Source organism: Aerococcus viridans (assembly GCF_002871935.1).
GTDB classification, from domain to species: Bacteria; Bacillota; Bacilli; order Lactobacillales; family Aerococcaceae; genus Aerococcus; species Aerococcus viridans_B.
In genome coordinates, this window is record NZ_PNHQ01000001.1 from 61,948 (window position 1) to 74,766 (window position 12,819).

The 12,819-nt window shown below is 37.9% G+C and carries 13 protein-coding genes and 1 riboswitch; of the genes, 4 read left to right on the forward strand and 9 right to left on the reverse strand.

Translation table 11 applies throughout. The annotated features are described in order from the left end of the window. Positions 1-146: 146 nt before the first annotated feature. From nagA to CJ191_RS00330, 7 genes are all read right to left on the reverse strand, one after another. A complete protein-coding gene (nagA, locus tag CJ191_RS00300; RefSeq protein ID WP_102198607.1) occupies positions 147-1,304 on the reverse strand; it encodes an N-acetylglucosamine-6-phosphate deacetylase in 1,158 nt (385 codons plus the stop codon). A 298-nt stretch (positions 1,305-1,602) separates the two neighbouring features. Further along, entirely contained in the window at positions 1,603-2,781 is a 1,179-nt protein-coding gene (locus tag CJ191_RS00305; RefSeq protein ID WP_102198608.1) for an ABC transporter substrate-binding protein, read from the reverse strand. A 334-nt stretch (positions 2,782-3,115) separates the two neighbouring features. Then, the gene (locus CJ191_RS00310) at positions 3,116-4,213 is read right to left on the reverse strand and encodes an SLC13 family permease (protein WP_102198609.1); all 1,098 of its coding nucleotides are present in this window, start codon (positions 4,211-4,213) and stop codon (positions 3,116-3,118) included. A 149-nt stretch (positions 4,214-4,362) separates the two neighbouring features. Beyond that, positions 4,363-5,499 (reverse strand): glycerate kinase family protein, encoded by a 1,137-nt coding sequence (locus CJ191_RS00315; protein WP_102198610.1) that lies wholly within the window; start codon positions 5,497-5,499, stop codon positions 4,363-4,365. A gap of 657 nt (positions 5,500-6,156) precedes the next feature. Beyond that, entirely contained in the window at positions 6,157-6,981 is an 825-nt protein-coding gene (gene thiD / locus CJ191_RS00320; RefSeq protein WP_102198611.1) for a bifunctional hydroxymethylpyrimidine kinase/phosphomethylpyrimidine kinase, read from the reverse strand. Continuing rightward, complete coding sequence (thiE, locus tag CJ191_RS00325; RefSeq protein ID WP_070466954.1) at positions 6,982-7,611, reverse strand: thiamine phosphate synthase; 630 nt, start codon at positions 7,609-7,611, stop codon at positions 6,982-6,984. Further along, positions 7,608-8,447 carry a hydroxyethylthiazole kinase gene (locus tag CJ191_RS00330; protein WP_102198613.1) on the reverse strand — a complete coding sequence of 280 codons (840 nt, stop codon included), beginning with the start codon at positions 8,445-8,447 and terminating at the stop codon, positions 7,608-7,610. The genes thiE and CJ191_RS00330 overlap by 4 nt, the downstream gene beginning before the upstream one ends. A 182-nt stretch (positions 8,448-8,629) precedes the next feature. Further along, positions 8,630-8,720: riboswitch (TPP riboswitch) on the reverse strand. A 152-nt stretch (positions 8,721-8,872) separates the two neighbouring features. Between CJ191_RS00330 and CJ191_RS00335 the strand changes: the two genes are divergently transcribed. Both CJ191_RS00335 and CJ191_RS00340 read left to right on the forward strand, forming a co-directional pair. Continuing rightward, the gene (locus CJ191_RS00335; protein ID WP_102198614.1) at positions 8,873-9,370 is read left to right on the forward strand and encodes a GNAT family N-acetyltransferase; all 498 of its coding nucleotides are present in this window, start codon (positions 8,873-8,875) and stop codon (positions 9,368-9,370) included. Between the two features lie 74 nt (positions 9,371-9,444). After that, positions 9,445-9,732, forward strand: coding sequence for a YkvA family protein (locus tag CJ191_RS00340; RefSeq protein ID WP_083272698.1), 288 nt, complete (start codon positions 9,445-9,447; stop codon positions 9,730-9,732). 89 nt (positions 9,733-9,821) lie between these two features. Here CJ191_RS00340 and CJ191_RS00345 read toward each other — a convergent pair whose 3' ends face one another. Beyond that, a complete protein-coding gene (locus tag CJ191_RS00345) occupies positions 9,822-10,082 on the reverse strand; it encodes a winged helix-turn-helix transcriptional regulator (protein ID WP_246819003.1) in 261 nt (86 codons plus the stop codon). A 274-nt stretch (positions 10,083-10,356) separates the two neighbouring features. Between CJ191_RS00345 and CJ191_RS00350 the strand changes: the two genes are divergently transcribed. Next, positions 10,357-11,229, forward strand: coding sequence for an alpha/beta hydrolase (locus CJ191_RS00350; RefSeq protein WP_102198615.1), 873 nt, complete (start codon positions 10,357-10,359; stop codon positions 11,227-11,229). A gap of 114 nt (positions 11,230-11,343) precedes the next feature. Here the strand turns inward: CJ191_RS00350 and CJ191_RS00355 are convergent, their stop codons facing one another. Next, entirely contained in the window at positions 11,344-11,928 is a 585-nt protein-coding gene (locus tag CJ191_RS00355) for a TetR/AcrR family transcriptional regulator (protein ID WP_102198616.1), read from the reverse strand. Between the two features lie 180 nt (positions 11,929-12,108). On the opposite strand from CJ191_RS00355, the gene CJ191_RS00360 reads away from it, so the two are divergent. Further along, positions 12,109-12,810 carry an ABC transporter ATP-binding protein gene (locus CJ191_RS00360; protein WP_102198617.1) on the forward strand — a complete coding sequence of 234 codons (702 nt, stop codon included), beginning with the start codon at positions 12,109-12,111 and terminating at the stop codon, positions 12,808-12,810. The last annotated feature ends 9 nt before the right edge of the window (positions 12,811-12,819 follow it).

The window sequence follows — 12,819 nt, forward strand, 5'->3', positions numbered from 1 at the left end:
AATTATCACAGGTGATGTTATATAATGTAACATGTATAATGGAGTAGACTAGACAAGTAACGGGTTATTTTGCCTTTTTCATATCAAAAAAGCACCAAACTAGTCTGCTCATGTCAACTAGATTGGTGCCATTTTTCTATGCTTATTTAGTTTTGAAATACAGAAACACCATTTAGATAGGTTTCTTTTAAGTTCATATCCGCATCTACCACAATGAAGTCAGCCACACGTCCTGGCGCAATGACACCAACCCGACCATCTAAACCTATAGAGGCAGCGGGCACTTGTGAAGCCATCCGTAAGGCTTGCTCACTATCTACAATACCCCAATCCACCACATTCTTGACTGCTTGATTTAAGGTTAGAACAGATCCTGCTAAATTACCTGACTCAAGACGCGCTTCACCGTCTTTGACAATAACTGGAAATTCACCTAATTGATATTTACCATCGGGCATACCAGCAGCTGACATGGCATCTGTAATAAGAACTGTCTTGTCCCACCCCTTCGCTTTAACAAGCGCCTTGATTGCACCTGGGTGGACATGTTTGCCGTCACAAATGACTTCCGCATAGGTATCATCGGTTGCCATAGCTGCGCCAACCATACCAGGATTGCGGTGGTGTAAACCTGACATCCCATTATAGGTATGAATAAAAATGTTGGCACCGGCATCCACTACAGCCGTCGCTTCTTCATAAGTAGCTGAGGAGTGTGCTAAAGCTACATGAACACCCTCTTTTGTAATAGTTGTTGTGAAATCTTTGGCTGTTTGCCGCTCTGGTGCGAGTGCAATTTTATGAATGAGTCCTTTCGCAGCTGTTTGCCACACTTCAAATTGCGCCAAGTCAGGATCTCCCATATAAGCCGCATTTTGTGCCCCCTTATGCTCTTCTGTAAACCAGGGTCCTTCAAAGAAGATACCTAAGATTTTTGCACCTTCAGCCTCTTTATAGTGGTCACCAATTTTACCAGCAACTGATGTCAATAGGTCTGCTGAAGAAGTTAATGTTGTTGGTAAAAAAGCAGTTACACCTGTTGATAGCAAACCTTTAGACATGGTTTGTACAGCTTGAAAATCATCATCCATGACATCAGCGCCGTGAAAACCATGAATATGCGTATCTACCAAACCAGCTGCAACTGTATAGCCAGTATAATCTTTAATTTCACTTTTTAAAGGCTTTTCTAGTGTTGCATAACCAAACCGACCATCATTAACCTCTAAGTAAGCATTTTCTACAACTTCATCTGCCAAAATAATACGGTCAGCATAGATATAATATTTACCTGTTTCTACCATTACGTTCCACACTTTCTATTTATAAAATTTTTACTGTATCCATTATATTGTACAAGTCATATTATACGCCACTTCTTCTTATCATCCTATGGTTATGATAGCACCTTTCAAATAGACAAGAATTGATTTGCAGCGATTGCATTCCCTGATACGAGTGATTATTTTAAAGTATTAAAATGCGTTTTCAGTCAAAAGATAATAAAAAAATATCAAAAAGGATCACGATTAAACCATCGTGATCCTTACCAATTTATAGTGCTAACTATCCTGTATGCGCATTCTCTCAAAGCATATGGTTTTAATTTGCTTCTATCGCTTCTACAGATGAAATTTCACCTTCTGAATAGCCCACTACGAACGAATCCATTACCGGGTTGTGATCTTCATCAAATGAAATATTACCTGTTACGCCTTCAAAATCTTGTGTTTCTTCAAGTGCATCGCGGATGGCTTGTGGATCTGTAGAACCTGCACGGTCGATTGCATCAGCGGCCAACCTAGCAGCGTCATATCCACCAGCTGAGAATAAATCTGGTTCAGTATCGTATGCTGCACGGTATCTCTCTGCAAACTCATTGGCTGCATCTGATCCATATTCACCTGTTACAAAGATTGTTGCATAGTAAAAGTCAGTAACATTTTCAGCACCAGCTAAGTTGATAAATTCATCATTACCTAATCCATTTGGTCCAAGAATTGCTGCATCAATACCCATTTCACGCGCTTGTTTCACAATTGCCCCACCTTCTGGATAATAGCCCGCAACAAATAATACGTCTGGTTTTTTTCCTTTGACGTTGTTTAAGATCGAGCTAAAATCAGTATCCCCTGATAGGAATGATTCTTTAATGACAACATCACCAGAATAGTCTTCTTCAAATTGAGATGCTAAGTTTTGTCCGTAGTCTGAAGAGTTATCTTGTAAAATAGCAGCCGTATCCCAACCTTTTTCATCTGCAAATTGCCCAAGCGCAGCTGTTTGATTAGAGATTTGGAAGGCAATTTGGAAGATATATTCAAATACATTCCCTTGTGAATCTAAAGTTAAATCGTCAACAGTTGCTGACGGAATGATCATTGGCACTTGAGCATTCTCCGCTGATTGAATAGCAGCTTCGGTTGATGCAGCAATATCAGAAGCTAATAAGAGAGAAAGATTTTCATCTCCAAGCAAACGCGTAGCTTCATTAGCAGACTCTTGAACATTTGATTTATTGTCGGTCACTACATAATTGATCTCTTTACCATCAATTCCACCAGCTTCATTAATTTCATTAAAAGCAAGTGATGCCCCATCATTAATGTAAGAACCATAAGCTGAGGCTGATCCAGTTAAACCAAAGTCTCCACCGATATTAATTGTTTCAGAATCTCCATCAGCTGAACTAGAGCTGCTGTTTGATGTCTGCGTTACCGAACCACATGCAGCTAACGTTGCTGCTGATAATAGTGTTAAACCAAATTTCTTAAAATTCATACTTTTCCTCCTATAAAACAAACCCAATTTATACAAACCATCAATCCTTGCTTTTATAATAAAAACAAAGTTATACCAAATAAAAAAGCTCCCCTAAATGGGAAGCTTACATCCCATTTAGTATCTCAACACAAATAGGACATATGAAATTAGCTACTGCTTAATTCCCTAAGTCCTAGATTCAATAATAATAATGACAATATTCATATTATTTTGTGTTGTGTTTAACATAATGAGATGCCTCTTTCGTTTTCTAATATAATTTTAATTTATACTAAAAAGGTCAATAATGCAAGCTTTAATTAAACAATAATGATAAAAAAGTGAGAAAAAGTTACCATGGAAAGAATAGCAAGACTAAAATCGCGATAAAAATCACATTTATGATGGTAAAAACTTTGAAATAAGCTTTTGCATTCATAGACATAGCATTTCTAATAATAGTAAAGCCGATTAGATTCGCTAAGGAAGCAACCATCGTCCCTAAACCACCAATATTTACTCCCATCAATAAACTATAGGCTTGGTCAGTAAATGGTGATACGAGTATCGTTGTAGGTACATTTGAGAAGGCTTGTGAGGCCACTAAACCAGTTAGGTAAGCCATTCCTTCGCTTGAAATATTGGCCGATAACCAAGATTGGACAAGTGATAGATCTGTGATATTCCCTACTAAAATAAAGAAGGCAGCAAATGTCAGCAACAACAAGTAGTCCACCTGCAATAAATACCGCCAATTAGTTAAGACAACATAGGCAGTAATAAAGGCTACAGTCCAGAAAATATTCAATAAGCCAAAAATGGCGATAACCATTAAAATCATCCCAATACTTGCTTGTATAACGACTGACCGGTCAACTGACTCCTCCTTCACTTCCGTGTGTGCTACCTTTTTTTCAACGAAGAAAGTAGTTGCCATCACTAAAATAAAGCCCGCCACCATTAAAGGTAGTGTCCACCACATAAATGTTACAAAATCTACTTGATAGGCTGAATAGATAATGAGGTTTTGTGGGTTGGAAAAGGGGAAAAAGCCCCCTCCCAAGTTAGCAGCCACTACAATCAAAGCTGCGCCAAGTATGCGGCCTTTGAATTTAGGTAAGTGACGCAAGATATTTAAGTAAATGGGCAATAAGGTCAAGACGGCAATATCATTAGATAGTAGAAAAGAGCCAAAAAATGAGGATAAAACCATAGATTGGACAATCACTTGACTATTACTAGACCAGTCAATTAATTTAATCGATGCCCAGCGTAGTAATCCTGAAGCTTGGAAAAGAGCCAGTACCACCATCAAACCAAATAAACTCACTAATACATCATACTTTATATAGGTAAAATCAAAGCGGCCAAAGACCACACTCACTAAAGCTAAAGTGGTCGCAATCACAAACAGCAAATGCTGTTTTATCCAGATATTTAATTTCTTCATTCATAAAACCTCTTATAGTTGTTTTCTTCTAAAAAAAGCCACCTGCCTAAAAATTGGCGGTGACTCCGTTAATTGCTTTATTATTCTAGCAAAAGATTGGGGAAAACCCTAGGGATTTTTATTTGCTAAAACTGGTAGAAATTAGCACTTTAATATAGGGCACGGATAACATTTTCAGTTGTTAATGGTAAGTTATCTTTGGCATTTACTATTAGGTCATCCAGAGTAGCTGCACCTGGTGCAATACCAAATACTGCGTCAATACCTTCTGTATATAATTCATCAATCCCTGTACCAACGTTTCCCGCCAAAGCAATCACTTTTTTATCCGGGTTAACTGCTTTAAAGGCTTGGGCTACACCATAAGGGGTTTTACCAAATTTTGTTTGAAAATCGATCCCGCCTTCACCAGTAATGCAAAGGTCACACCCGACTGCAAACTCTTTAAACTTCGCATATTCAAGGACAATTTCAATCTCAGTATGCATTTCTGATTGGGTAAAAGCCAATAAACCTGCTCCTAACCCGCCAGCATCACCTGCGCCTGGTGTATCAATCATATCGACAGCTAAGTCTTTTTTCAGAATTTCAGCGTAATGTGCGAGATTTTGGTCTAAGGTTTGAATCATTTCTTTAGTTGCCCCTTTTTGCGGGCCAAAAACATTGGACGCACCGTCTGGTCCACAAAGTGGGTTATTAACGTCTGATGCAACGATTAGTTTCACCTTTTTTAGAGCTGGATGGACTTGACTCATTTGAATGCTGGCTAATTGATTTAAACTACCACCACCGTATGGAATTTCATTGCCATCACTATCTAATAATTGATAGCCTAAAGCTTGTGCCATACCAGCACCGCCGTCATTTGTTGCTGATCCGCCAATCCCTAAGATAATTTCTTCTATACCTTGTTCAATACAAGCTAGAATAAGTTGACCTGTACCATAGGTTGTTGTTACTAAAGGATTCTTTGTTTGTTCATTAACATAGCCGATACCAGAAGCTTCAGCCATCTCGATGACAGCTGTTCTACCATCCCCTAAAATGCCATAGCTAACAGTAACTGGTATCCCCAAAGGTCCAACTACTTCTAGTTGGTGGAGGGTACCTTCAGTGGCATCAACTAGAGATTGTACGGTACCTTCACCGCCATCTGCCATTGGTAAAGAGACAATTTCTGCATCCGGTAAAGCCCGTTTAATCCCTGTACTAATTGCTTCACAAGCCTCTAAAGCTGTTAAACTACCTTTATACGAGTCAGGGGCTACGAGTATTTTCTTGTTCATACCTTCTTCTCCTTTTTATTCTTGATTATAAAATGCCGTAAATAATAGTGGCAGCTGTAGCGATTGATAGACCGATGATTGCTGAATACCATGGAATTACCATTTCCATTATGTCACTCCTCTATATATATATATTTATGCACACTTTGATTGCGCTTACATGAATATATATTAGAACAGAAGAAAGCATTTTACTATAGGGGTATAAACAGACATTTTTGTACACTTGACCAATCAGCGATTCCATTTAATCCCCTTATTCAGCATCTTGTAAATATTTCAATAACTTGAAAGTACTATTTTGTTGTGGTAGATTACGGCTTAATCGTACGGTTACAAGTTCGCGCTATTTAGAAAGGAAGTTATTTGTTGCATTTACACAAGAAACTTCGTCGCTTTACCAATAGCTCAATATGGAATGTAGTCTCCAGAATCATTGTAACCACTATTTTAATTTCAGCTTTATTTACTCAAGATAGCCTCTGGAAAACAATTGCAAATCTCTTGGTGATTACTTTCCTCATCATAGATACAGTCTATGATATTAAAGTACGTAAATTGAAGAAATAACAAGCAGAAAATCCATAAAATATAATAAAGACCCACACTCGCGTAAAAATATATTTTACACAGTGTGGGTCTCTTTCGTTGTTCTTATTATTCACTTTCAACTAACACATCATCTGACAAATCAGCCCAGTGGTTGGTTGGCCCGTGCCCATGACCGACATCGATGCTATCTGCGATTGCGCCTTGAATAAACTGCTTAGCAATCACAATCGCTGCTTTTAATTCACTGCCTTTAGCTAATTCAGCGGCAATAGCGGCAGATAATGTATCGCCTGTCCCGTGAGTATTTTCTGTTTCAACGCGAGGACTAGATAACCATAAAATTTCGCCATCTTCCATAAGCACTAAATCCCGAGCTCTAGCGTCTTTAGCGTGACCGCCTTTTATGATGACGTTTTTAGCGCCATATCCTTGTAATTTTAAACCAGCCACTAACATATCCGCTTCTGATTCTATAGACATGTCCGCGATGATCTCAGCTTCTGGAATATTTGGCGTGACCAAAGTCGCTATAGGTAGTAACTGGTTTTGAATCGCATTTATGGCGTCTTGGTCTAAGAGCTGATGTCCGCCCTTAGCTACCATGACAGGATCAACAATTAATGGCCCAAAGTCCACCTTTTTTAAATTATTTACGACATTTTCTACATATGCACCGTTAAATAACATACCTGTCTTCACAGCGCCAATCTTAAAATCTGCTACAAGTGAGGCAAATTGTGCATCAATAAAGTCCAATGGTACCGGTAAAGATGACTGAACACCTAAAGTATTTTGCGCTGTCAATGCGACTACAATGGACATCCCAAAAGCTTTGCGTGCTTGGAAGGTCTTTAAATCCGCTTGAATGCCTGCTCCACCACCTGAATCAGAACCTGCAATCGTCACCACTTGTGGTGTTGTATTTACCATTTAGTTCACCTCCAAGATTTCTGTTAAATTAGCCCGTAATTGCCTTACTCGGTCAGGCACACTATCCGCTAACATAATTTCAGAAACCACTGAAATCCCTGCAATGCCTGTGTCTTTTAGTTCATCCATGTTGTCTAAATGAATACCTCCAATAGCCACAATAGGTATCGGCACTTTGCTTGTAATCGTCCGTAAAGTTTCCTTGGTCACTAAAGAAGAATCTTTGGTAGTGGTAGGGAATATAGCGCCAACGCCTAAATAATCTGCCCCTTGTTGATAAGCTTCTTTTGCCCTGTCTATGGTTTTGGCTGAAACCCCTAAAATTTTATTTGAACCGATCAGTTTTCGTACAACATCTACAGGTAATTCATCATCACCAATATGAACACCAGCAGCATCCACTGCCAATGCTAGATCTACCCGGTCATCAATAATTAAAGGTACGGCATATCGGTCCGTAATCGCCTTTAATTTTAAAGCCAGCGCATATGCATCACGACTTGTCGCTGTCTTATCACGGTATTGCACTAGGGTAACACCAGCTTTAATCGCTTCTTCAACCACTTGTAAAAAAACGTCTTCATGGTAATCAAACGCATTGGTCACGAGGTATAATCGATAATCTATCATAGTTGACATCCTTTAATTGCTGTTAGCCAATCATCTGATTCCAACAAGAGTGAAAGGTTATTTAATGTTGCTTGTCTAAAATCAGCTAAACCCTTCGTTTTTACGTCTGCTTTTTCCCCACATAAATTAAAATATGAAACTGCCAAGATCACTGATTCTAATACCGGTTGTCCACTCGCAATGATAGCTGTCACTAAGGCACCGACAATGTCCCCTGTTCCTGTAAAGCGGCCAAGTGCATCGACGCCATTTTTTAAATAATAAATACCAGAATTATCCACAACAATATCAACTGGGCCAGTCGCTAATAAGCAAGTATCTTGCTGGTTAGCTACCCATGCTTGCATAGCTTGTCCTAGTTCCACTAAGGCCGTTTCATTTTGGTCAGCTTCACCTGCGTCCACGCCACGTCCTGATGAACCTAGCCCACAGAAAGTCCGCATTTCAGATAGGTTCCCTTTGATAACAGTTGGTTTTGACCTGCTAATTTCCTTGGCTAACTCATTGCGCATTGGGCTAGCGGATACCCCAACTAAGTCCAATACAAAAGGCGTCTTCGTTTCGTCAGCTGTTCTTGCTGCAAGTAAGATATTGCGTATTTTTTCAGGTGATAAACTGCCTATATTTAATAAAGCACCATCATTTTGGTCGAAGAAGACAGCCATTTCTGCCTCTTGATCTGCCATTACCGGTGCTGCCCCCACATACAATAAAGCATTGGCTACTGATTCCACTGTCACGGTATTCGTTAGGCACTGAATCAAGGGGTTCTTGATTAGCGGGAATGGGTTGGGTAATTTGGGTAAAGTCTTTAAAGTGTATAAATCAATTGTCATTACAATTATCCTTTCAATGTTTCAAATAATATTGTTTAGAAATCCTAGCTGATTACAAGCTTGCTATAAAGCTTTTGGAAAACAAAAGATCCCCCTTTCCTGTCAGTATTCGACAAAAGGGGGGAAATAGTTCGTCCAAAAGTACAATTGAAAGGCATAAAAGCCAATAAAATCATATTTCGACAATATTTACTACATTTTCCTTCGCCAGTATTAACTGTATCAGGTTCCATGGGTATAATCTCAGCTGTCACAGCACCCCAAATGTCTCTTTGAATACCTCTATTCAAACAATCTTTCCAAGGAATGTCAACCCTTACAATACAACAAAACCTATAATAGAAAGTAATCTGATATTGAATGCATTTGCTATGTATAGGTAGAATAAATAGGCTTAATTAATGAAATTTTAGGAGGTTTTATATATGAAAGAATTTGTAAACTACACACAAGTCAATATTGAAACATTAACAGAAATCTGGAACGATATATTGACGGACGGTGTTGCTTTCCCAGGATTAGACCTCTATTCAAATGAAGATTTTGAGAATAAACTTGCGTCTTATAGCCAAGTTGAAGTCTTGTTAGTAGACGGCCAAATCGCTGGCTATTATCTCATTAATCCGAATAATGAAGGCCGAGCTAGTCACGTTGCAAACGGGACTTATGCAGTCGCAAAAGGATTCCGCGGTCAAGGTTTAGCTAAAGATTTAGTTGCACAGTCAATTGAGGAGGCTAAAGCACACGGTTTTAGAGGTATGCAATTCAATGCTGTTGTCGTTGAAAATAAGGCTGCAATCCATACTTATGAAAAATTTGGCTTTAAAATTGTAGGCACCATTCCAGGCGGATTCCAAGTCAAAGACGGTCGCTATGTTGATATGCATGTAATGTATCTAGACTTAACGAAAGCAAATGTTTAAATTAGGTCTTAGGACGGATACAATAAACCCTTTTTCCGATTAATATATAGTCATGAGAAAGGATGATGTATGTAATGAAACAAACGTCAAAAATGACCTTAGGCAAGTTCGCCAAAGCCTTGTTTAATAAGGAAACACCGACTTATATTAAGGCAATTACTGGATTGGCTCTCGCTTATACCATCTTCCCTGCTGATATATTACCAGATATTTTCGGACCTTTAGGCTTTGTGGATGACGCTGCCGTAATCGGTATTTTAACGACAATTGCCATGTCCTTATTAGATAATTACAACGAGAAAAAAGCTACTGAAACAGTAAATACTTATACAGACTTTGATCCAGATAAAGTCATAAACTAACCAACAAAAAACTATATCTACCTCCAAAAAAGCCGTGACGCCCACTACCCCGGGAATCACGGCTTATTTATTATTTCTATAAAGTTTAACTATTTAATCACTGCGAATCCAGCCATCCAAGTAATCTCTTCTCTTGATGCAGGGTGATTTATAAAAATCCCATCTGCTTCTAGTTTACGCAAGTTCTCCGTCAATACTTTTTGATTAATACCTTCAATCGATCGGTGCAATTCATTAAAACGATAAGTCCCCTTTAATAACTCACGAATAATTAAGACCTTCCATTTATTCCCAATCAAATCGACGGTTGTCGCCACTGGACATACAGGTAAATCTTCTTTTGCTAACATCTTATCACCTCACTCATACATTGTACCCTAACAATTTGTCAAGTAACGTATACTTTCAATGTGCCCTTAGAAAGTGAAATGTCATCTTTAAAACTATACAATAGATAATAGATACGTTATGATATCGGTAATATTTTTATAGACTTTTTACATATATCTCCCGCTTTTAGTATGATAATTGCTGGTTCAGGTTTTCTATTATTATTCATCTTACTTACAATTAAAACAGTTTCGATCAAACGAAAAGAAATGAAAGTAAAAGGAGTGCTGCCTCATGAAAATTGATGTTGAAAAAATGCGCAAAGAATTTAAAGAAGGCGATGCCAAAAGAGATGCAGGTCTAGTTGAACCTACATCCATTGAGAAGTTTCGTGATATTTCTTATGGTCCTCATGGTATTGAGAATACTTTGGATGTTTACTATCCAATTGGCACAAGTCAAAAATTACCAACCTTAATTCATATTCATGGAGGTGGCTTCTTTTACGGCGATAAGGAACTTTATCGGTTCTACACCATGTTTTTAGCTACCCAAGGCTTTACAGTCATTAATTTCAATTACCGTCTCGCACCAGACCATATTTACCCAGCACCACTTGAAGATATCAATCAAGTATTACAATGGGTGATTAAAAACAACGAAGCATATTATATTGATTTAGACAATTTATTTTTATTAGGCGACTCTGCAGGAGGTCAACTGACGCAGCAGTATGCTACGATAGTTTCAAATGCCGATTATCAAAAATTGTTCGATTTTGAAGTAGCAAAAGTCCAGTTTAACGCTGTTGGCTTAAATTGTGGTGCCTACTACATTGGCAATAATATCGGTTCTGCTGATGACTTTCCATATTACCTCGATGAAAAAATGACTGATCAACTAAAAGCGCAGTTACCTGTGGAACAATATATTACTAGCAATTTTCCGCCTGCTTTTGTCATGACTTCAAGTCATGATTTCCTTAAAGAAGCTGGTATCAAATTTGCCCAGTTTTTAATCGCTAAAGGGAATGAAGTCTACTTTAAAATCTACGCTAATACAGACGGGGCTGAATTAAACCACGTCTTCCATATCGACCAAAAGTCAGCTATTGCTAAGGAATGCAACCTTGACCAACTTGATTTCTTTAGAAAACATATGCATTAGAAAAACCATATAAAGCCAGTAATCATGTTCATCATAGTTTACTGGCTTTTCTATCATCGGAAAAAATATGTATTTATTAAAAACGATGCTCAATTCTTTATCCGGTATATTTCTCTATAATAACAATTCATATGGCGATAATAGTTTCGCTTTAGTAATCATGTGCGCAATTTCTTCTGGTGATTCTTTGCCATCTTTTTTAATCCATAGGGTAATAATGCCTACTATGGATGATAAGAGAATTTCAATCGCATAGTCTTCCGGTAAATCTATTTTCTCAAATTTTAATCGATTGGATTGTTTTATTTTGATATCAATAAGTTGCCCGATAATCGACTTTAGGGTTTGTATAAAATTGGGGTCTCCACCTGGGCTGGCAATCGCTTTTACAAATTTAAATTCAGCTTTTACATAGACTAAAGCTTCTAAAATCTCTTCATAAGGAATCAATTGTGTGACTTCTCCTACTTGATCTTGATCCGGATCTTTTAAAATGATGGCCTCTAAATCATACATCACTTCTTCTTCCAGTTTATTCATTAAGTCATACTTATCTACATAATGTAAATAAAAGGTACCACGATTAATATCACAACGACGTGCGATATCACTCACTGTCATCGCTTCAAAACCCTTTTCGTGCACTAGTTCGATAAAGGCTGCTTTTATTTTTTCCTTGGTTTCCGTCTTTCGATTCATCTATTCTCCTACTTTCTTAAAATAGACAGATTTCTTAAAAGCGTTGAGAAATCAACACTTTTTTGAGTTTTGTTTATTGATTTTCTTGCACATTAATCATATACTCTCTAAGTAAATAAATCAACACGTTGTTCATTAGTTTGGACATGTTAATTTATATTTATAAGGAAGGAAATGAAAATGAGTTATATAGAGGTCATTAATAGTTCTAAATATTATCACATGGGTGAAAATGTGATTACCGCAAATAATGAAGTGAATTTTTCAGTTGAGGAAGGCGAACTAGCTATTATTTTAGGTTCATCCGGTGCCGGAAAATCGACTATGTTAAATATTCTTGGCGGTATGGATACCAATGATGAAGGACAAGTAATCATTGACGGTAATGATATCGCCACTTACAGCAAAAAACAATTAACCAAATATCGCCGGGAAGATGTGGGCTTTGTTTTCCAATTTTATAATTTAGTCCCTAATCTAACATCTAAGGAAAATGTGGAATTAGCTTCTGAAATTGTAAAAGATGCAAGTGATCCTATCGAAGTATTAGAGGGTGTAGGTTTAGGACATAGAATTAACAACTTCCCTGCCCAATTATCTGGTGGTGAACAACAACGGGTATCAATTGCTAGAGCCGTTGCCAAAAAACCAAAAATCTTATTATGTGATGAACCAACAGGTGCTTTAGACTTTGAAACCGGGAAACAAGTGCTACAAATCTTACAAGATATGAGCCGGAAAAATGGTGCGACTGTTATCATTGTGACACATAATGCAGCCATTGCCCCTATAGCCGACCGGGTCATTCATATGCGGAATGCAACAGTAGAATCTATTGAAATCAATGATTCACCTGAAAACATTGCAGACATCGAATGGTAGGTGATAAAT